The sequence below is a fragment of the Caballeronia sp. INML1 genome, assembly GCF_023631085.1.
Classification (GTDB): Bacteria; Pseudomonadota; Gammaproteobacteria; order Burkholderiales; family Burkholderiaceae; genus Caballeronia; species Caballeronia turbans.
Genome location: NZ_JALQDT010000059.1, coordinates 79,113 through 98,178, shown reverse-complemented (window position 1 = coordinate 98,178; position 19,066 = coordinate 79,113). Strand labels below are relative to the sequence as shown.

General features: G+C 62.6%; 19 protein-coding genes. 8 read left to right on the top strand and 11 right to left on the bottom strand.

All coding sequences use genetic code 11. The features are described from left to right. Window positions 1-48: 48 nt before the first annotated feature. A complete protein-coding gene (locus tag NCR38_RS23355; protein ID WP_061117104.1) occupies window positions 49-1,245 on the top strand; it encodes an acyltransferase in 1,197 nt (398 codons plus the stop codon). Here the strand turns inward: NCR38_RS23355 and NCR38_RS23350 are convergent. Both NCR38_RS23350 and NCR38_RS23345 read right to left on the bottom strand, forming a co-directional pair. Further along, the gene (locus tag NCR38_RS23350; protein ID WP_250477681.1) at window positions 1,242-2,624 is read right to left on the bottom strand and encodes an MATE family efflux transporter; all 1,383 of its coding nucleotides are present in this window, start codon (window positions 2,622-2,624) and stop codon (window positions 1,242-1,244) included. The genes NCR38_RS23355 and NCR38_RS23350 overlap by 4 nt on opposite strands. 353 nt (window positions 2,625-2,977) lie before the next feature. After that, complete coding sequence (locus tag NCR38_RS23345; RefSeq protein WP_061117102.1) at window positions 2,978-4,351, bottom strand: sigma-54 dependent transcriptional regulator; 1,374 nt, start codon at window positions 4,349-4,351, stop codon at window positions 2,978-2,980. 389 nt (window positions 4,352-4,740) lie between these two features. Here NCR38_RS23345 and NCR38_RS23340 point away from each other — a divergent pair, with 389 nt between their 5' ends. Beyond that, entirely contained in the window at window positions 4,741-5,655 is a 915-nt protein-coding gene (locus NCR38_RS23340) for a response regulator (RefSeq protein WP_284502363.1), read from the top strand. 20 nt (window positions 5,656-5,675) lie between these two features. On the opposite strand, the gene NCR38_RS23335 is transcribed toward NCR38_RS23340, so the two are convergent. Beyond that, complete coding sequence (locus tag NCR38_RS23335; RefSeq protein ID WP_250477679.1) at window positions 5,676-9,620, bottom strand: response regulator; 3,945 nt, start codon at window positions 9,618-9,620, stop codon at window positions 5,676-5,678. A gap of 472 nt (window positions 9,621-10,092) precedes the next feature. Between NCR38_RS23335 and NCR38_RS23330 the strand changes: the two genes are divergently transcribed. Then, on the top strand, window positions 10,093-10,266 hold the full coding sequence (locus NCR38_RS23330; protein ID WP_250477678.1) for a hypothetical protein: 174 nt from the start codon (window positions 10,093-10,095) through the stop codon (window positions 10,264-10,266). Between the two features lie 26 nt (window positions 10,267-10,292). Continuing rightward, window positions 10,293-11,114, top strand: a complete 822-nt coding sequence (locus NCR38_RS23325) for an alpha/beta fold hydrolase (RefSeq protein WP_061117271.1) — start codon at window positions 10,293-10,295, stop codon at window positions 11,112-11,114. Here the strand turns inward: NCR38_RS23325 and NCR38_RS23320 are convergent. Both NCR38_RS23320 and NCR38_RS23315 read right to left on the bottom strand, forming a co-directional pair. Then, window positions 11,111-11,758, bottom strand: a complete 648-nt coding sequence (locus NCR38_RS23320; protein ID WP_061117099.1) for a VC0807 family protein — start codon at window positions 11,756-11,758, stop codon at window positions 11,111-11,113. The two genes, NCR38_RS23325 and NCR38_RS23320, sit on opposite strands and share 4 nt — an antisense overlap. A gap of 165 nt (window positions 11,759-11,923) precedes the next feature. Next, window positions 11,924-12,244: a hypothetical protein gene (locus tag NCR38_RS23315; RefSeq protein WP_250477677.1), complete on the bottom strand. Its 321-nt coding sequence runs from the start codon at window positions 12,242-12,244 to the stop codon at window positions 11,924-11,926. A 223-nt stretch (window positions 12,245-12,467) separates the two neighbouring features. On the opposite strand from NCR38_RS23315, the gene NCR38_RS23310 reads away from it, so the two are divergent. Continuing rightward, window positions 12,468-12,689, top strand: a complete 222-nt coding sequence (locus NCR38_RS23310) for a YdcH family protein (protein ID WP_061117270.1) — start codon at window positions 12,468-12,470, stop codon at window positions 12,687-12,689. A gap of 50 nt (window positions 12,690-12,739) precedes the next feature. Next, on the top strand, window positions 12,740-13,816 hold the full coding sequence (gene ppk2 / locus NCR38_RS23305) for a polyphosphate kinase 2 (RefSeq protein ID WP_061117097.1): 1,077 nt from the start codon (window positions 12,740-12,742) through the stop codon (window positions 13,814-13,816). Here ppk2 and NCR38_RS23300 read toward each other — a convergent pair. Continuing rightward, complete coding sequence (locus NCR38_RS23300; RefSeq protein WP_061117096.1) at window positions 13,813-14,703, bottom strand: LysR family transcriptional regulator; 891 nt, start codon at window positions 14,701-14,703, stop codon at window positions 13,813-13,815. The genes ppk2 and NCR38_RS23300 overlap by 4 nt on opposite strands. 82 nt (window positions 14,704-14,785) lie before the next feature. Here NCR38_RS23300 and NCR38_RS23295 point away from each other — a divergent pair, with 82 nt between their 5' ends. Further along, a complete protein-coding gene (locus NCR38_RS23295) occupies window positions 14,786-15,553 on the top strand; it encodes a sulfite exporter TauE/SafE family protein (protein WP_061117095.1) in 768 nt (255 codons plus the stop codon). 226 nt (window positions 15,554-15,779) lie between these two features. On the opposite strand, the gene NCR38_RS23290 is transcribed toward NCR38_RS23295, so the two are convergent. Both NCR38_RS23290 and NCR38_RS23285 read right to left on the bottom strand, forming a co-directional pair. Continuing rightward, complete coding sequence (locus NCR38_RS23290) at window positions 15,780-16,223, bottom strand: hypothetical protein (protein ID WP_061117093.1); 444 nt, start codon at window positions 16,221-16,223, stop codon at window positions 15,780-15,782. A gap of 276 nt (window positions 16,224-16,499) precedes the next feature. Beyond that, a complete protein-coding gene (locus NCR38_RS23285; protein WP_008347993.1) occupies window positions 16,500-16,703 on the bottom strand; it encodes a cold-shock protein in 204 nt (67 codons plus the stop codon). Between the two features lie 250 nt (window positions 16,704-16,953). Here NCR38_RS23285 and NCR38_RS23280 point away from each other — a divergent pair, with 250 nt between their 5' ends. Beyond that, window positions 16,954-17,742, top strand: coding sequence for an aldolase (locus NCR38_RS23280; protein WP_061117092.1), 789 nt, complete (start codon window positions 16,954-16,956; stop codon window positions 17,740-17,742). On the opposite strand, the gene NCR38_RS23275 is transcribed toward NCR38_RS23280, so the two are convergent. The 3 genes from NCR38_RS23275 to NCR38_RS23265 are packed head-to-tail and all read right to left on the bottom strand — an operon-like array spanning window position 17,743 to window position 19,026. Beyond that, window positions 17,743-17,904 (bottom strand): hypothetical protein, encoded by a 162-nt coding sequence (locus NCR38_RS23275; protein WP_250477676.1) that lies wholly within the window; start codon window positions 17,902-17,904, stop codon window positions 17,743-17,745. It abuts the gene before it with no gap. Next, complete coding sequence (locus tag NCR38_RS23270; RefSeq protein ID WP_061117091.1) at window positions 17,898-18,395, bottom strand: ABC transporter permease subunit; 498 nt, start codon at window positions 18,393-18,395, stop codon at window positions 17,898-17,900. The genes NCR38_RS23275 and NCR38_RS23270 overlap by 7 nt, the downstream gene beginning before the upstream one ends. Before the next feature lie 46 nt (window positions 18,396-18,441). Further along, window positions 18,442-19,026 carry a DUF1349 domain-containing protein gene (locus tag NCR38_RS23265; protein WP_061117090.1) on the bottom strand — a complete coding sequence of 195 codons (585 nt, stop codon included), beginning with the start codon at window positions 19,024-19,026 and terminating at the stop codon, window positions 18,442-18,444. Between the last annotated feature and the right edge of the window lie 40 nt (window positions 19,027-19,066).

Below are 19,066 nucleotides of genomic sequence, written 5' to 3'. Positions count from 1 at the left end.
GAGCCTCGCGGCCTTTGAAGGTCGGCATCAACCGCGAGGAGAGTATCGATGGATAAAGGACGTGTTGCCGCGCTCGACGCAGGCCGGGCGCTCGCGATCGTCGGGGTAGTTGCAGTACACCTGTCGTTTCAGTTCCCCAATCTGCCCGGTGCAGTGACGCTCATTGCGCGCATGGGCCAATATGGCGTGCAGTTATTTTTCGTGATCAGCGCGATCACGATCTTCATGACGCTCGAAATGGATCACGCGCGCTGCGCGGATGCGCGTCATGTCACGCTGCGCTTCTATATCAAGCGCTTCTTTCGCATAGCACCGCTGTATTACGCGGCGATTGCGGTATATGGCCTCATCAGCTATGGCGCGACGCGCTCGGGCATCGAGCGTGCATGGGTTCTCGGTGCGCATGGCCCGATGGACGTGTTGCTCAACATGCTCTTTCTGCATGCGCTTTCGCCGACCGCAATCAATAACGTCGTGCCTGGAGGATGGTCGATCGGTGTCGAAATGCTGTTCTACATGATTGCGCCGCTGCTGTTTTTCCTCGCGATGAATCGCGCGCGCCTGTTGGTCGCTACGGTCTTGCTGCTGTGTCTCTCGTATGCGGCGATGTCGATGAGCGATTGCAACGGCGGCCTCGACTGCAATGTCGCCAATAACACCTTCAGCTACTTTTGGCCGCCCGTGCAAGGACCGTGCTTCATCGTCGGCATGTGGGGCTGGTATGCATTCCGCCCGCATTTGCTCGGCGCATCCGATGTCACGCGGCGCGTATCGTGGCTTTATTTTTCGCTTGCACTGGGTTTCGCACTCGCGACCGCTGCGCTCGGCGTATGGCTCGACAAGGCGCATGCGCTCGCGCCCGTATTCGCCGCATGCAGTGCCGTGGCGTTTCTGCTGTTCGTGTGTTCACATCACGCCCGCAAACGTCGCGATAGCGCGCCGGCAGCGCCGCGCGCCCGGTTCGTCCGACACTGCGCCGCCGCGCTCGGACGCGAAAGTTATGGTATTTATCTCTGGCACTTCATATGCGTCTACATGACGTTTCATTTCTTCGACCGCACGTTCGGAGAGAAGAATGGCGAGACTTCACTCGCCCTATTCGGCGCGACGCTGATCGCTGTGCTCGTCGTCTCCTATGTACTGTCACGCGTGTCGGATCGACTGATTCAAGGGCGTGCAACACGCTTGTCGAGACGCCTGCTCGCATGGGTCGATCGACGTTTTCACCTGACGCGTGACGCCTAGCCGTGAGGATGCGATGCGCCGCGAACGGTGTGCGGGCTTCGCATCGAATGTAGTGATTTCACGCCGTGTCCACGCGTGCGATACAACACCATGCTCGCGGCGAGCGTCGCGAGTTCTGTGACGGCGACGGTCATCCAGATGCCATTAGGCCCGAACCATTGAGTGAGTAGCCACAGCATCGTCAACAGCAACACCCAGCTACGCAGCAGCGCGACGATCATCGAAGCGAGCGGCGCCTCGATGGCAGTCAGATAGCCGCTGATCGCGACATTGATTGCGGCCGGCAGGAACGCGAGTGCACACCACGGCAAGGCGTCGCGCAGAAGCGCTTGCGCCGCCGCACTATCGGGCACGAAGAGCGCGCCCAGCGGTTGTGCAAGCGTGAGAAGCGCGAAGGCGGCGGCGAGCGCGAAACCGGCGGTAACCAGGATGCCGATCGAAAATGCGCGCGATACGGCGTGCGCGTTGCCCGCGCCGCGCTGAAAGCTCACGATCGGTTGCATGCTCTGCACGAGCGCGACCATCGTGACCGACGCGATCATCGTCATGTATTCGACGACTGCGAACGCGACGAGACCCGTTTCGCCCAGCCAGCGCAACACCGCGTGATTGAATGCGAAGAGCGTGACGCTCGGCGCGATCTCGCCGAGAAACTCTGATCCGCCGTTATAGGCCATGCGCCACGCATGGTCGAGGCGTGCGAATGCACGGGCGACGGGACGAACGTGTTGCGCCCTCACGAAGTGATAGGCCAGCATGGGGATGCAAGCAAGCGCCTGACTGATGCCCGAAGCAAGCGCCGCGCCGCGCATGCCCCATTGCATGTGACTCACCATCCACCATGTCAACGCGACGTCGGCGATGCCGCCCGCGATCAGGCAGACGAGCCCGAAACTCGCCGCACCCTCGATGCGCAAGAAGAGTTCGAGTGCATAACATGCTGTCGGAAAGAGAACGAAAGGCGCATAGGCATGCAGGAAATCGTTTGCGAGTCGCGCGAGTTCGCCGCGAGCGCCTGTCCATTGCTCGAAGGTATCGGCATAAGAATGAGTCGCGAGTGCGAACGCCACGCCGGAGAACCCCAACAGCCAGAGCGCCTGCGTGAACGCTTCCGCGGCCTCGCGTTCGCGCTGCTCGCCGAGCAATCGCGAGACGAGCGTCGATCCGCCGACACCGATCATCACGCTGAACGCGTAGGGCAGATAAAGCAAAGGGACGAGCAGATTCAACGCGGCAAGCGCATCGGCGCCGACATGACGTCCGATGAAGATGCCGCTGATGACCGAATGCATGCAGTACACCCATGCGGCAAGCACGGTGGGTACGGCGAAGTTCGAATATTGACGAACGAGCGAAATGTTGTTGTTGAGCGAAACCATGACTGACTACCCGAGATAACTCGCAGACACGCCAATACGAGCGCGACGCATTCGACGTGCGAGGCAAAAGCTTATGGCATGGCGCATGAGCGCTGTATGAGCGCGCCGATGAAGCTCAGGCGGGCCGCATATGAATGAAACGAGACTGCGTAGCGCGCGGTCTGGCGGCGCGAGAAAACGCCAGCGGGCTAGAGAGGAAAGACGTGACGGGCCTGACGGCGCATGATGCGCGTATGCCGCTTCAGGTTTTCACCATGCATCGAATGCGATGCGGTGATTGGAGTGGCGAGCGCGAATGAAGGTTCCTTCGCGTGCTCTTAAGCGAATCATGATTCGCACAGGATCGTTAAAAGCTAGGTTCCGGATGCCTCCAGGGGCCGATCCGTTTTCGCGCGCAAGCCATAGGCGGTGAGCATGCGATACAGCGTGACACGAGAAATCCCCAATTCATCCGCGGCTTCACCGAGACGTCCGCGGTGACGCAACAGCGCCACTTCGATGGCTTGCCGCTCTGCCGCCTCGCGTGCTTGCGCGAGCGTCATAGGCGCGGCCTCCGCATATTCGCCCAGTTCGAGATCGCTCGCGAGAATCTGCCGTCCTTCGGACATGACGATTGCGCGCCGCACGCGATTGATCAACTCGCGCACATTGCCGGGCCAGCCATAGTTATGAAGCGCCGCGATTGCGCACGGTGCAAAGCCGCGCAGCCGCCGGCTCGCATCCTTTCTGAAGCGATCGAGCATGTGATTCGCGAGCAGTTCGATGTCTTTTCCGCGCACGCGCAGCGGCGGCTCGTCGATCTGCAACACGCACAGGCGATGGTACAAGTCCGCGCGGAAGCGTCCTTCCAGCATCGCCGTTTGCATATCGACGTGCGTCGCGGAGATGATGCGCACATCGACGTCCGTCGTGCCTTGCCCGCCCAGACGCTCGATCTTGCGCTCCTGCAGGAAGCGCAACAGGCTCGCCTGGCTTTCGAGCGGCAAATCGCCGATTTCATCGAGAAAGAGCGTGCCGCCGTCAGCTGCTTCTACACGTCCGATCTTGCGTTGATTCGCGCCGGTGAACGCGCCGCGCTCGTAGCCGAAAAGTTCCGATTGCAGAAGATGCGCCGGTATCGCGCCGCAGTTGATCGCGACGAACGGCTGCTCGCGCCGCACTGAGCGCTCGTGAATCGCAACTGCCGTGAGTTCCTTGCCGGTCCCCGATTCGCCGGAGATGAAAACGGGCGCATCGGTCATTGCGACTTTGCGAATCGAGCGATAGAGCGCCTGCATCGCATCGCAAGAGCCGACCATGCTGCCTTCCCTGCAATCGTCCTTGCGTGGATCATTGCTGGCAGTGTCGTGCAGTGAAACCATCCCGTATGCATGCCCGACTGCGTCGACGATACGGTCCGCGGAAGAGGGCACCGTCACATAGTCGAAGCAGAAATCGCGAATCAGCCTGCAAATCTCGGGGTTGTCGACATGCTCGGCGTCGACGGTCGCGACCCAGCCGATCTGATAACTTGCAAGCAGTGCGGTGAGCGCGGCGGCTTCCGCGGAAAAGCCGCGCGTCGTCAGATCGACGATGCCGGCGGCGGCACGTTTGCCGTGTTTGGCGGATTTGGGCGGCTTCGCCGGATCGATGCGCTCGATGGTCCAGCCGCGATCATGCAAGCGCCCGGACAAATCCTCCGATACGGCGCGACCCACGAAGTAGAGTGTTCTGGCTTCCCCGTGCATGGCTTTTCCCGGCTTTTTTAGGTGTAGCGGCCAGTATGCTCCCGGTTGCCGCAATGTAGAACGCCTCGCAAACGATAACCCGATTTTGAATGTTTACATTGATCGGTGGAATCGATTGAAATTGTCAGAGCATTTTTTGCATTACGGCCGTGCTGAAATTTATTGTACGTGCGTGCTTTATCGACTGGGTCATATGCGGTATGGCTTCCATCGCATGCGGCGGCCGGAACGAATTACTTATTCGCTTATGAATATGTTTAGCTATGAAAGTATTTGTGCAGTCGAAACTGGCCCGCGCTGAAATATCAGATAATTATTTCCTTCATGCATTTTTTGAATTTGCGGCGCACACATTGCGGGCGTAGAGTTCGTGAGCGCGTCATCGTCTGATGAATACTCGTTCGAATATGGAAAAAGCAGAGAACCGCACTTCAACACATCAGCCGCGTTTGCTTCTGGTCGACGACGATCCGGCGATGATCCGCATCATCGGCGAAATGCTCGCGGAATTTCCCAACCAGCGCTTCGCCACGACCGGCGAGGCCGCGCTGGCCCTGGCGCGCGAATCGACGCCGGACCTGATTCTTCTCGACGCGAATCTGCCCACCATGACGGGCTTCGATGTCTGCGAGATATTGAAGAGCGACACGAACCTCGCGCGCGTGCCAGTCATATTCATCACGAGTCACGACGCGCCTGCGCTCGAAGTCGATGCGTTTCGCATGGGCGCCGCCGATTACGTGATCAAGCCGCTTGTCGCGCCACGCCTGCGCGCGCGCGTGCGCGCGCAGCTTCGCTTGAGGCATCGCGTGATGGAGGCGCAGGCAGCGAAGCCCGCCATGACGAAACCCACGGGCGTGCGCGTGCTCGGCATCCTCGAGGACGACATGCTCGAGGCGCATCGCCACGCGCTCGAAGCCATCGGCGCACTCGATCGGGTGAAGGATTGCGAAGCCGCGCTGCGTCTTGCACAAAGCAAGGAGCCGGACGCGATCGTGCTTGATGCGCGTTGCTGCCATAACCCTTGCGAAGCCGTGCGTACATTGCTTGCGGAACTGGCTCACGTGCCCATCGTCGTGCTGGCCGATGCGCGCGATGTCGAAACGGAGCAATGTACGCTCGATGCCGGCGCGGCGGATGTCATCGCAAGGTCCGTCAAATCTGCCGTGCTGCAGGCGCGCGTGCAAGGCGCGCTGACCTCGGCGCGCCAAGCGCGGGAAGAATTGCGCGCGCAACTGGAATCGGCCGGTGGCGCAAGCGTGCACGCGTTCCCTGTATTCGCTCGCGACACGCGCGGGGGCTAGGTTATAGCGTCGTCTTTATCTCACACCTGTTCCAGCATATCGCGCGCGATCTCCGAGGCGCGCGCGAAATCGAGCGCACGCACGCGCGCGAGGAATTGCTCGAAGTCTGCGCGGTACACGCCCGGCGCATGCGGCGACAGCTTCTCGGATAGTGCGATCGCTTGCAGATTCGATGCATCGAGCAATTCGATGATCGTGGTGAGACGAGCGCGCCAGTTTTCATCATCGATCGGCGACGTGTTGGTCTCCGGCTTCACGGACGACGACGGCTGACCGAATTCATCGACGAGTTGCGTGACGCTCGATGCAAGCAAAGCCTGCATATGCGGCAGTTTCACGCGCGCTGCGTCGAGCAAATGCGCATCGGTTTCGAGCGTGCCTGCGAGTTTCGCGAGCGCCGCCGCGCCGATCGTGCCTGCGCTGCCCTTGATCGCATGCAGCATCGATGCGGCGCTTTGCGCGTCGTGTGCCGCGAGCGCCTTCGCAAGCTGCGCCAGTTGCTTGTCCGTCTGCGCGCTGAAGCGGCCGAGCGCATTGCGGATCAAATCAATATTTCCGCCGAAGCGCGCGATGATCGAATCGCGCGGCTCGATGATCGACTCGGCACTAGCCTCGTGCGTATCCGCCTCCATGTGCGCTCGTCCCGTGTGCGCGCGCAGCACCGCTACGAGCCGTTCGACATCGATCGGCTTGCCGACGTGATCGTTCATGCCGGCCTGCAAGCAGGCGTCGCGATCCGCGCCCGATGCATTCGCCGTCATCGCAATGATCGGCAGCGTGGCGAAACGGCCATCTACGCGAATCAGGCGCGTCGCTTCGAGGCCGTCGAGATCGGGCATCTGCACGTCCATCAGCACGGCATCGAAGCGGCCATTCGCCGTCACGATCCGATCGACGCCTTCGCGCCCGCCATCCGTGAGCGTCACGGACGCGCCTTCCGCAAGCAGCAGGCCTTCGGCGACCTGACGGTTGAGCGCGTTGTCCTCGACCACGAGTAACGAAAGTCCCGCGAGGCGGCGCGTTTTCTTCGCAGGCGGCCGGGTGTCGCGCGGGATCGCTTCGTTATTGCGAGGCAGCGCGGCGCGGATTGCGGCGGCGAGCTGTCGCGGTGTCACGGGCTTCGTGAGAAAACCGGCGAAGGGAGCGGCGCCGCCGTCCTGCGATTCTTTCAACACCTCTCGTCCGAAAGCAGTGACGAGCAGCACGAGCGGCGGCGTCGCGCGGCCCTTCATCGTGCTGATCTGCCTTGCGGTGTTCAGGCCGTCGAGTCCCGGCATACGCCAGTCGAGCAGGGCGATGTCATAGGGCGCATCGCCGAGCGCAGCATTGCCGACGCGCTCGACCGCCTCGGAGCCGCTCGTCACGATGTCCGCCTGCCAGCCAAGCGCGCGCACCGTGCGCGACATGATCTCGCCCGCAACCGCGTTGTCGTCGGCGATGAGAATACGCGCGCCATGTTCGGGGATAGCGACGATGTCATGCGTCGCCGCACCGGACGTGTCCACGCCGAGCGTGATGTCGAACCAGAAGCGGCTGCCTTCGCCGACGCGGCTTTCGACTTCGAGCTGGCTGCCCATCATGGCGACGAGCCGCTTGCTGATGACGAGTCCGAGGCCGGAGCCGCCGTAACGCCGCGACGTCGATGCTTCCGCCTGCGTAAAGCCCTCGAAGATACGCTCCAGTTGTTCCTCGCTGATGCCGATGCCGCTGTCGCTCACGGCGATGCGCACGCGCACCGCATCGCCCGCTGTCTCGTTCGGGTCTTCGCATCGATGCACGCTCACGACGATCTGTCCCGTCGACGTGAACTTGAGCGCGTTGCCCGCAAGGTTGATGAGCACCTGCTGAAGCCGGAAGCTGTCGCCGACGAGCACCGTGGGCAAGGATGGATCGAGGTCGAATAGCACTTCGACATCTTTCGCGCCCTGATTGCCGGCGAGCACGATGCCGAGCTCCTGCATCAGCTTCTCGGGCTCGAATGGATGGCTGTCGAGTTGCAGCTTGCCCGCCTCGATCTTCGAATAGTCGAGGATGTCGTTGAGCAGGTTCAGCAGTGATTTCGCCGCGGTTTCGGCCTTGCTCACATACTCCTGCTGGCGCGCATTGAGCGCCGTCAGTTGCACGAGATGCAGCATGCCGAGCACCGCGTTCATCGGGGTGCGGATTTCGTGGCTCATGTTCGCGAGAAACGACGACTTCGCCGCGCTCGCCGCATCTGCCTGTTCCTTCGCATTGCGCAGATGGAATTCCAGCTCGTATTGATCGGTGACGTCGTAGTTCACGCCGGTCATCACGACAGGCGTGCCGCTCGCGTTGCGCTGCGTGCGCAGGCCGCTCTGGATACGACGCGTCGTGCCATCCGGCAGCACGATGCGAAACGGCGGCAAGGTCTCGGTTTCACCCGCGGCGGCGGCGCGCAGGCCCGCCATGATCGCGTCGTGATCGTCGGCATGAATGCGCAGACGCCAGTGCTCGAAGTGCAGGCCGTTGTCGAGCAGTTCCGGCGGGTATTGGTACAGCTCGAACATGCGGGCGTTCCAGTGCAGCTTGCCCGTTGCCAGATTCCAGGACCAGATGCCCAGCTCGGCGATGTCCGCAGCGAGCAGCAACTGGTCGCGCGCGTGAGCCAGTTCGGTCCGCTCCTTTCTCTGCCGGGAAATATCCGTGATGACGGATACAAAATGCAAAGCGCCATCGAGCCGCATCGCGCCCGTGGACACGTGCGCGGGAAACGATGTGCCGTCCTTGCGCTGGCCCGCCAGCTCGCAATCGGCGGTCGCGACACCGTTTTCGCCCTTGAATTGCATAATGTATTCGTTATACGCATCCAGATGTGGCGGCGGCACCAGCATCCGGATGTTCTGCCCGATGACCTCGTCCGCCTTGTAGCCGAACACCTTTTCGCCGGCCGAGTTGAACGAGCGCACGGCGCCGCGCTCGTCCACGGTGATGATCGGACTGATCGCGGTGTCGAGCACGGTTTGCGTCGTCGCGAGGCTGCGGGCGAGTTCCTGCTCGATGCGCGTGCGTGCGGTGACCTGGCGCACGAGGCGCGCACCGAACATCGCCAGCACGAGCGCGAGGACGGTCGTAACCGAAGCGTGCCAGAGTGTGTCGCGCCACCACGGCGCGAGGATCTCATCCTCCGAGAGCGCCGCCGCGACGAAGAGCGGATAGTCCTGCAATTCGCGCAGGCTGTTCAGGCGCGTGATGTGATCCTGCGAAGAGCGCGTCGTGAACACCCCGGAGCGGCCCAGCTCCAGATGCGCGCGATAAAGCGCCGTGTCGGTCACGTTCTTGCCGACGAAGCGGTCCTCGAACGGACGGCGCACGACCATCACGCCTGAGTTCAGGACGAGCGCCGCCGCGCCCGATTGTCCGAGATCGAGGCTGTCGTAGAAGCGCGAGAAGAAGTCGATGTCGATGGTCGCGAGGGCGACGCCCGCAAAGCTGCTGTCGGGCGCATCGATGCGACGCGATATCGGCACGATCCACTTGCCGGTCGAGCGGCTCCTGACCGGCGGGCCGATATGCGAGCCTTGATCGGTATGTGTGCGGTGATATTCGAAGTACTCGCGGTCCGAGTTGTTGAAGCGCGAGTCGAGTTGTGGCTGTGAGTTGACGAGCCAGGCGCCGGTCTTGTCGTAGATGAAGAGGCCGTTCAGTTGCGGCAGTTGTTGGACGCGCGCGACGAGCGAGCGATGCAGGCGCGCGAGCGCTTGCGGCGACGTGCCGTCTTCCTCGACGCGTTCCACCATGCCGATGAGCGTCGTGTCGGCTTCCTTGAAGGTGTCGTTCGCGTGCTGCGCCATTGCGCGCGCGAGATTGGATGTCGCCGTCGTCATTTCCTCGAGCTGCACGCGGCGGGCGGCGGCGCTGCGCCCGATATCGGTGCCGATCAAAAGCATGCAGACGATGACGATGAACACCGTCATCCGGAACGTGAGCGAATGGCGACTGAGCACGCCGTGTCTCCAATGAGCGATTGCCGGGCGCCGCACCGGGCGCGAAGATCGAACGCTGCCGTATCTTATCGCGTCGTTCGGCGGCGACCGTTCGACGGGCGGGCAAGGCGAATTGCCGCGTTTGCCCGGGCATCAAACATGTCTACGGCGCGACGGCGCACAAACTTGACCCCGCGCGACGGGAATATTTTGGCGGCTTTTTCCGTATCTCAAGCAGGGATTCGGCTCGGCAGACGTGTTCGAAGTTTGCCATCTTTCAAGACTGAAAGCGTTGGCTCGCGCCCGACACTCGTGTCGGACGGCGCGTGGCCGCACTCGCGCCGAGCCTTGTGGCACAAGGGATTCGCATCGCTGGCACGGTGGCTGCATTACATCCGCACCCGCCGCCCCAGCGACTCTTTCGAATCCTCGTTTTTAGTCGATCGCTCAGCGGCATTTCATCAAGGAAATATCGGTGCAAGTGGAGCGAATCATGTTGGGATACCTAATCAATGTTGGAAAGGACATCATGCTGCCGCATCTGATCTGCTGGACAGGGATGCTGCTCGACCGTGCGGAGCATTGCCGCCGCGATAACTATCTCGAATCGTGCGCGGATATCGGTGAACTCGAGCGCCGCATGCGCGCATGCGACAGCGAAAGCTGATCATTCACGACGCGAGAAAGAACGATATGGCTTTCAACGACGAACACATCGGTGCGCCGGTCATCGCGCTGCATTGCTCGGGCGCTGGCGCGAATCAATGGCGTCAGTTGGGCGAAACCCTCGACACGCTCAATACGGACAACACCCGCTATTCGCTGATCGCGCCCGAGCACTACGGCTGCGACAGCGTCGGCCCGTGGAGCGGCGAGCGAGCCTTCACGCTCGCGGATGAAGCTGCGCGCACGGTCGGCATCATCGATCGCCAGCGCGGCAAGGTGCATCTCGTCGGGCATTCATATGGCGGCGGCGTCGCGCTGCGCGCGGCGCTCGAGCGGCCGCACGATGTCGCGAGCATCACGCTGTACGAGCCATCCGCGTTTCATCTGCTGAAGAGCATGGGCGCGCACGGCGCGGCGGCGTTCGCGGAGATTCTCGCGATCGCGGCGCGCACGGCGGAGGGCGTCGTCGCAGGCGATCTGCGCGGCGCGGCGCGCGCGTTCGTCGATTATTGGGGAGGACACGGTGCGTGGACCGCGCTGCGGCCGTCCGTGCAGGCGATGCTCACGCGTTGGGTGCCGAAAGCGCCGCTCGATTTTCGCGCGCTGATTCATGAGCCCACGCCGGCGAGCGCGTATGCGAAGCTGCGCATTCCCACGCTCGTGATGCGCGGCGAGCATGCGCCCGTGCCGACCCGACTGATCGCGGAGACGCTGCCCGATCTGATGCCGGCGGCGAAGCTGATCGTCGTGCCCGATGCGGGCCACATGGGGCCGCTCACGCATGCGCCGGCGGTGAATGAGGCGATCGCGCGTCACATCGCCGCCTGCGATGCGCGGCCCGTCAGCTAGCCGAGGAGCCCGTCGCGCGAGGGGGCGCTTTCGCCTTGACGCTCGATGAGCCGCGCGCGAAACCAGAACGTCCACGCGAGCAATCCGCCGTAGATGACGTAACTGACCACCGGCGATACGACGAGATAGCGCTCGACGGGCCACGTCCACGCGAACCAGAAGCGCAGCACGGTTTCGACCGACAACCCGACGCCCCACACGAACGTCATGAGCCGCAACGACGCGCGCAATGACGCGCTTTCGCGCCAGTAGGCCTCGAAGCGCTCGGCGCCGTCTTCCTGCTCGCGCGTGACGGTCGCGCGGGCGAGATAGAAGATGAGCGGACGCTGGAAAAGAAGCGAGATCAAAAAGACGAGGCCTGTCGCGCCCGCCGCGAGCGATTCGCGCACGAGCAGGATGCGGGCGCTACCGCCCATCGCGAGCAATACGATCGACAGCGCAATGCCGAACAGCACGAGCGCGGAGAGCGCATCGACACGGCGCGAACGGGCGAACTCGCCGATGCTCCAGGCGAGCGGCGGCGCGGCCGACGCGTAAAGCGCGCCGACATCGCCCCAATAGGGCAGCGCAAGGCGATACGCGAGCCACGGCAGCAGCAGATTGGCGGCGAGTTCGAGCACGAGACCGGGCTTGATCTTTTTCATGGACTCAGGAGTGTGCGCCTGGGACGCTGGACCGTGAGCCAAGTATAAAAGATCGAATGCGCGCGAATGTACGCATGCGCGCGTGCTGATTCGTCGGGGAAGGGCGCGTGAACGCGACGCCGCTGCCCGGTATCGGGCAGGCGGCATCGGCACGCCGTGCGGAAATTACTTCTTTTGTCCCCCGCCCGCAGCCGCGGCGGCCCCGGGGTTCACGGCATTCGCATTGTTGGCCGTGTTGGGCTTATAGGTCGAATTTGCGTTGTAATTCGGGTTGGTAGTGGGGGCGTTCGGTGCGGGCGCGTTCGCGGTGGGCGGCGGCCTGACGGGCTTGGGCTGAAGCGTCTGATTGATGACGCCCATCTGCCCCAACTTCTTCGCGGCCTGACTGTCCGCGCTGGCTGCCGTGGCGAAGCACATGCCGGCAACGCCGGCGATCAACGCAATATGCAGTGCGCGATGTTGCGCGCGATTGCGGCTCTTCTTCATGACGGCCTCCCTGGTTCACGCTCGCCACGCGGATGCGCAGCGGCATCTCATTGTGTGCAAGGACGATGCCCGGCCATAGGAGGGTTTTGCCTAGGTAAGTGTCGACGCACGCGCTGCGACGTTACGGCGCAGTGGCGTTTGATAAATGTCTAACTAATAGCGGTGCCCGGTCGGTACTATGTACTTCGAAGTACTCAATATGAACGCACCGGAGGATCACCGCATGTTTCCCGAATATCGCGATCTCATCTCACGCTTGAAAACCGAAGACGCTCATTTCTCGCGGCTCTTCGAGCGTCACAACGAACTCGATCATCGGATTGACAACATGGAGACGGGCGTCACGCCTGCCGACTCGTTCACGATCGAATCGCTGAAAAAGGAAAAGCTGCTGCTGAAGGACAAGCTCTATGCCGTCTTGAGAAAGGCGCACGAAGCCGCCTGATGAGACGCCGCCAGAGACAGAGACACGAGAGCAACAACGAAGGGGAAGGAATGAAGTTGATATCGCCAGAAAAGGCTGTCGAATCGAATGATGGCGACATCGCGGTACGAACGATGCCGGACCGCATCGAGCAGGAAGCGACGGGCGGCGCGGTCGAAGCGGCGCACGCGCTGCTGACGAACAGTGTCGGCGACATACTCCAGAGCCGCGAGGAGACGGAATCGCTGGTCGATACGGTGAGAACGCTGATCGGCGGCATGTCGCCGGATGAAGTATCCATGCTGCGGGCTCATCTTTTCGATGGGGATGCCGTGCTGCGATCGGCCGGCGCGTCGGCCGATCCCGACGACGAACTGTCGCCGTCGTGGCGCGAAGGCGGCTATCCGTATCGCAACCTCATGTCGCGGCGCGCGTACGAGAAGCAGAAGTATCGCCTTCAGGTCGAACTGCTGAAGTTGCAGGCATGGGTGCGAGAGACCGGCCAGCGCCTCGTGATTCTCTTCGAAGGGCGCGATGCGGCAGGCAAGGGCGGCACCATCAAACGCTTCATGGAACATCTCAATCCGCGCGGCGCGCGCGTGGTCGCGCTGGAAAAGCCGTCCGAGCGCGAGCGGGGGCAATGGTACTTCCAGCGCTATGTCGAGCACTTGCCGACGGCCGGCGAGATCGTTCTCTTCGACCGCTCGTGGTACAACCGCGCGGGCGTGGAACGCGTGATGGGCTTCTGCTCGCAGCGTGAGTACGACGAATTCATGCAGCAGGTGCCCGCGTTCGAACGGCATTTGTCTCAGGGCGGCACGCACGTCATCAAGCTGTGGTTTTCCGTGAGCCGCGCCGAGCAGCGCCGCCGCTTCAAGGAGCGCGAGATTCATCCGCTCAAGCAGTGGAAGCTGAGTCCTGTCGATCTCGCATCGCTCGACAAATGGGACGCCTATACCGAGGCCAAGGAAGCGATGTTCGCGCACACCGATAGCGCTGACACGCCCTGGACCGTCGTGCGCTCCGATTGCAAGAAACGCGCGCGGCTCAACGCGATGCGCTACGTGCTGCACAGGCTGCCGTACGCGAATCGCGACCTGAAGGCGATCGGCGCGGTCGATCCGTTCATCGTCGGGCGGCCGTTCTAGCTGGCGCTCGCGCCGTCCATCAACGTCTCTGCGAGCAGGCGCGCGTGGGGCGTGAGCGCGTCGAAGTCGCGGGCGCACAGATGCAGACGGCGCGTCGCCCATGGCTCCGAGAGCGGCACGATGGCGAGTTCCGGCCGCTCCAGCATGCGTGCCGACGCCTCCGACAAAATCACGAGCCCGATGCCCGCCGCGGCCAGCATCCCGACGTTGTCGATACTGCGCATGCGAATTCGATAGCTCATCTGCCGGCCAAGCCGCGACGCGCGCTCGGCCAGATGCAATTCGAGCGCGGCATCCGACAGGCCGACGAACGCCTCCCCGACGATCTCCGCGAACGCCACCGCGCTTTCCCCCGCGATGCGATGCGCGCGGTTCGCCACGACCACCAGTTGATCCTGTGCGAGCAGATGCGTCTCGAGCTGTCCGAGGTCCGCCGTATCTGAAACGACGCCCAGATCGGCGCGGCTTTCCGCGATCGCCAGCACGATATCGACGCTCGGGCGCTCGTCGAGATCGATCGAAAGATCGGGATGAGCGGCGAGAAAATGCGAGAGCCTCGGCGGCAGGAAGGCGGCCAGCGCGGCCGTGTTCGACATCATCCGGATTCGGCCTTTGAGGCCGGTCGCAAACGAGCGCAGTTCGCCGCGCATCTGCTCGACCTGACCGAGGATCGCGCGTGCGTGGCGCACGAAGGCGTCGCCGGCGGCGGTCGTCTGCACGCCACGCCGGTTGCGTTCGAGGAGCGGCGCGCCGAGCGCGGCTTCCATCCCGGCGATGCGCTCACTCGCCGATGCGAGCGCGAGATGCATCGCCTGCGCGCCCGCCGTGATGCTGCCGCGTTCGACCACAGTCAGGAAAAGCCGCATGTCGGTCAGGTCGAATCGCATGCTGCATCCTTCGGTTTAGCCGAAGCCTCGCATTGGAAATGCCAGATTGTAAGCGGCGCGCGGCGTCGTTAGCATCTGTCGCATGGAACCCTTCATTCTCGTCATCGGCGCCGGTTTTATCGCGGGCGCGATGAACGCGCTCGCGGGCGGCGGCTCGTTCGTGAGCCTGCCGGCGATGATCGCAGCCGGTTTGCCACCGGTTCAGGCGAACGCTTCGAGCACCGTCGCGCTGTTTCCCGGCGGCGTGGTGAGCGCGTGGGCCTATCGCGACGGGCTCGGACCCGTCGGTTCGGTGTCGATCCGCAAGATGCTGGTGACGACGCTCATAGGCGGCTTCGTCGGCGCGGCGCTTTTGCTGTCTACGTCGTCCAAGACATTTTCTTTCGTGCTGCCCTGGCTTCTCCTGTGCGCGAGCTTCACGCTTGCGTTCGGCCGCAAGCTCGGCGAAGCGCTGCGGCGGCGCTGGCATATCGGCGTGGCATCGGTGCTGTCGATCCAGTTGCTGCTCGGCGTGTATGGCGGCTACTTCGGCGGCGCGGTTGGCATCATGATGATGGCCGTCTGGGGCCTGCTCGATTCGCGCGACTTGAAGAGCCTGAACGCACCGCGCACGCTGCTCGTGAGCGCGGCCAACTCGGTCGCCGTTCTCACCTTCGCGGCGGCGCAGGCCGTGCGCTGGCCGGAAACGATCGCGATGCTGCTCGCAGCGATCGCCGGCGGTTATAGCGGCGCGCAACTCGGCCGGCGCGCGCCGCCGCACTGGATTCGTGCGGGCACGCTGGTTGTCAGCGCCGGCATCACGATTGCATTCTTCGTCAAGACCTACGGGCCGATGCTGTTGCATCGATGATGCGCGCGCACGTCGGCGCTTAGGGAGACCTTCATGATTCCCGCCTTGCTCGAAACAATCGGCGCGCTTTCGCTGCTCGTGAGCGTCGCGGCGAAGATCGCGTTATTGCGCCGGGCATGTGACGAGGACGTGCCCGAGACGCCGGAAGCCACGTCGATCGCACCTGCGCGAGCCGTGTGTTGCCGGTGCAGGGAGCGGCGAGAAGCGCGACGCCAACGCCTTACGCTCAATGCGCGTTGCGTTCGAGTGGCGGCAGGCCGAGCGGCTTTTTCGCGGCCTCGTAGGCCCGGATGAAGCGCGGATCGTCGTCGAGTTCGCGCGCCATCCACTTCGACAGATCCGCGCCGCAGCCGGGATCGGCGATGTCGCGGAAACACGGCGAATTCGCCGGCATCATGGTCGCGGCCCAGTAGAAGCCGAAGAGCGCCTGCTTTTCGGCGGGCTCCATGACGATCGCGTGCGGGTCGTCACCGGAGAACCAGTGGTCGAGCCTGTCTGCGAGGGACGCTTCCGTTTCGTGGCTATCGTAAGAGAAGACATAACCGCCGCCTGCCTGCGCCGTATGAAAGTCGTTCATCACGACTTCCGTGACGAAGCGCGCCGCGTTCCGGTTCACCGCGAACGATTGCGCGTGCGCATCGCAAGTCAGGAACCATATGGAGACGAGCAATGCCTTTGTTTTATGTCGTACGAGCGTACGGCATTTTTTCCGATTGCTTGTCGAGTTCACACGAATCAGTGGAAATAATTTCGCGTCGCCGCGAATGGATGCCGCTTGAATAATGCAGCGATTCTACTGATTTTATTTATATTAAGCGGCTGCTGCGTCCAACATGACGCGGTGCGCGAACTCGGTCATTGGAGAGAGTGATGAATGCCCGGGCGCGCCAATACAAAACGGCCCGGATGGGCCGTTTCGTGCCTGAGGCGACAGCGCTGAAGTTACTTACAGCGGCTGGATCGTCGAAGCTTGCTTGCCCTTCGGGCCTTGCTTGACTTCGAAGCTCACCTTCTGGTTCTCCTGGAGCGATTTGAAACCCTTTGACTGGATTTCGGAGAAATGTGCAAACAGGTCTTCACCACCGTCGTCCGGCGTGATGAAACCGAAACCCTTCGCATCGTTGAACCACTTCACAGTACCTGTTGCCATTTTTCCAAACCCTATTGAGACGAATTACGTTGAAGTTTGCGCTTCGAATTTTCGAGCGGCATTGAGTTTTACCATGCCAGAATGCGGAGTTCAAATAAGCGTTTCTGCTAAGAGACACGACATAAGCGCGTCATACTTCGCGCCGCCAGCGCCGTTACCGCGGAAATTTTTTTGTTCGGACGTAATTCGCCCGCCTGTTCGATTATCCTCGACATTCCGATCGGGCAGACGACCCCAAGGCAGACTTCATATGGCTCACACGCTCTCCAGTGCCGCGCGGCGGTCCGCGTCGGTTTTAGCCGCGCTCGATGCGCCCGCGATTGCCGAGGCGCGCCGTCAGCTCGCGGCGTGTTTCCGGCTCGCTGCGCTGCACGGCTTCGAAGAAGGTGTCTGCAACCACTTCTCGGCGATGGTGCCGGGCCGCGACGATCTGTTCTTCGTGAACCCCTACGGCTACGCGTTCGGCGAGATCACGGCGTCGCGTCTGCTGATCTGCGATTTCGACGGCAATGTCGTCGACGGTGACGGCGAGCCCGAGGCGACCGCGTTCTACATTCACGCGCGCGTGCACAAGCTGCTGCCGCGCGTGAAGGCCGCTTTTCACACGCATATGCCGAACGCGACCGCGCTATGCCTGCTCGACGGCCCGCCGCTCCTTTGGCTGGGGCAGACCTCGCTGAAGTTCTACGGACGCACTGCGGTCGACGAGCATTACAACGGTCTTGCGCTCGACGATGCCGAAGGCGATCGCATCGCCGGCGCGATGGGCGAGGCCGATATCCTCTTCCTCAAGAATCACGGCGTGATGGTTGCAGGCGCAACTATCGCGCAGGCGTGGGACGATCTCTACTATCTGGAGCGCGCGGCGCAAGTGCAATTGCGGGCGATGAGCGCGAACCGTCCGCTCAAGCCGGTGCCGCACGACATCGCGCAGCGCACGTACGAGCAGATGCGCGCGGGCGACGCCGAGAGCGCGCGGGCGCATCTCGCAAGCGGCATGCGGCAGTTGCGCGCGCGAGGGATCGATTTCGAGTCGTGATTACTTCCGCGCACCGAAGCGCTTGAGCCATGCGCGCTTGGCCATGTCGGTCTGCTGCAGGAGTACGGCAATAACGATGATCAATCCCTTCAGCACGAGCTGCGTATTACTGTCGATATCGTTGAGCAGCAGGATATTGCTCAGAAAGCCGAAGATCAGCACGCCGGCCACCGTGCCCGACACGCGTCCGACGCCACCCGAAAGATATATCCACAAGCCAACGGCGCGAAGAGCAACGCAACGACCGCACGTATCGCAAACGATGAACGGTCCGCGACGCGCACGGTCTGCGTGTCGCGGGCACGCATGATGCCGCGCATGACGCCGAGCGCGGCGAACACGATCGCGAACACGGCGACCGCATCGAGCACGAGCGATGCGTATGTCGCGCGATTGAAGCCATCGGTCGTGAGCAGCATTGCGGTGAGCACGCTGCCGAGACCCATGATCGCGCCGACCGACAGATCGATGCCCCCCGTGATGATCACGAGCGTCATGCCGATGGAAATCACGCCGACGTTCGCCACCTGACGAAACACGTCGAAGATATTGGCACTCGACAGAAAGATGTTGCCGCCGTTCGCCGCGTGCGGCGAGCTCCAGCGCGCCGACCACGAGCAGCACGATGAGCCCCAGCTAATAAGAGAGCCCACGCGAACGGAGCAAGTGAGTGTTTTTACCGAGCCGCCCTGCGTCGCTTCACATCGAGATGTCGTGCAAGTCTTTCGCGATGGGCGGCCCTATCGTGAAGTCTGAGAAGCGCACGTCGAGACCGCCGCGCTCAGGCGTGCAGCACATCGGGCCGACGAGCCACTGCGCGTTCGCACCGCTCGGCGCGAAAGGCGCGAGGCGCATGAGGGTCCAGCTGCGTTCATCGGCGCTGCATTGCACTTTCAGCACGCCTTGCGCGATCGTCATGCGCAGCCGGAAGCGGTTCGTATCGGCGCGTGAGCTGAGCGACCAGTCGGAGAGATCGTTCGTGAGAACGGTGCTAAAAGTGAGCGCACCGTCGTTGTATTCGGCGCCGGCCTTGATCCAGCGCTCGGCGCTTTCACGCACCATCAGGCCCGCCTGGTCGTATAGCGCGGAGAAATCGCCATCGACGGCGACTTCGGCCGAGAAGTCGCCGTTTACGGTCGCCGCGAAAACGTGGCCGTTGTCGCGGACGAAACCGTAGTGGGTTTTGCGCCAGAAGTCCGTGTTCGTGTCAGTGGTGACGATGAGCGTGTCGTGCTCGATGCGCCATTGCGCAGGCTCGTTGATCCATCGGCATTGCTCGAACATGGCGTCTCCGTCGCTTGAGGGATGGGCAGTGCAAAGTATG

Excerpts from the sequence above, each read along its gene's own strand:
- NCR38_RS23355 (WP_061117104.1), top strand. The coding sequence starts at position 49 with ATGGATAAAGGACGTGTTGCCGCGCTCGACGCAGGCCGGGCGCTCGCG.
- NCR38_RS23350 (WP_250477681.1), bottom strand. The coding sequence starts at position 2,624 with ATGGTTTCGCTCAACAACAACATTTCGCTCGTTCGTCAATATTCGAAC.
- NCR38_RS23345 (WP_061117102.1), bottom strand. The coding sequence starts at position 4,351 with ATGCACGGGGAAGCCAGAACACTCTACTTCGTGGGTCGCGCCGTATCG.
- NCR38_RS23340 (WP_284502363.1), top strand. The coding sequence starts at position 4,741 with ATGAATACTCGTTCGAATATGGAAAAAGCAGAGAACCGCACTTCAACA.
- NCR38_RS23330 (WP_250477678.1), top strand. The coding sequence starts at position 10,093 with ATGTTGGGATACCTAATCAATGTTGGAAAGGACATCATGCTGCCGCAT.
- NCR38_RS23325 (WP_061117271.1), top strand. The coding sequence starts at position 10,293 with ATGGCTTTCAACGACGAACACATCGGTGCGCCGGTCATCGCGCTGCAT.
- NCR38_RS23320 (WP_061117099.1), bottom strand. The coding sequence starts at position 11,758 with ATGAAAAAGATCAAGCCCGGTCTCGTGCTCGAACTCGCCGCCAATCTG.
- NCR38_RS23315 (WP_250477677.1), bottom strand. The coding sequence starts at position 12,244 with ATGAAGAAGAGCCGCAATCGCGCGCAACATCGCGCACTGCATATTGCG.
- NCR38_RS23310 (WP_061117270.1), top strand. The coding sequence starts at position 12,468 with ATGTTTCCCGAATATCGCGATCTCATCTCACGCTTGAAAACCGAAGAC.
- ppk2 (WP_061117097.1), top strand. The coding sequence starts at position 12,740 with ATGAAGTTGATATCGCCAGAAAAGGCTGTCGAATCGAATGATGGCGAC.
- NCR38_RS23300 (WP_061117096.1), bottom strand. The coding sequence starts at position 14,703 with ATGCGATTCGACCTGACCGACATGCGGCTTTTCCTGACTGTGGTCGAA.
- NCR38_RS23295 (WP_061117095.1), top strand. The coding sequence starts at position 14,786 with ATGGAACCCTTCATTCTCGTCATCGGCGCCGGTTTTATCGCGGGCGCG.
- NCR38_RS23285 (WP_008347993.1), bottom strand. The coding sequence starts at position 16,703 with ATGGCAACAGGTACTGTGAAGTGGTTCAACGATGCGAAGGGTTTCGGT.
- NCR38_RS23280 (WP_061117092.1), top strand. The coding sequence starts at position 16,954 with ATGGCTCACACGCTCTCCAGTGCCGCGCGGCGGTCCGCGTCGGTTTTA.
- NCR38_RS23265 (WP_061117090.1), bottom strand. The coding sequence starts at position 19,026 with ATGTTCGAGCAATGCCGATGGATCAACGAGCCTGCGCAATGGCGCATC.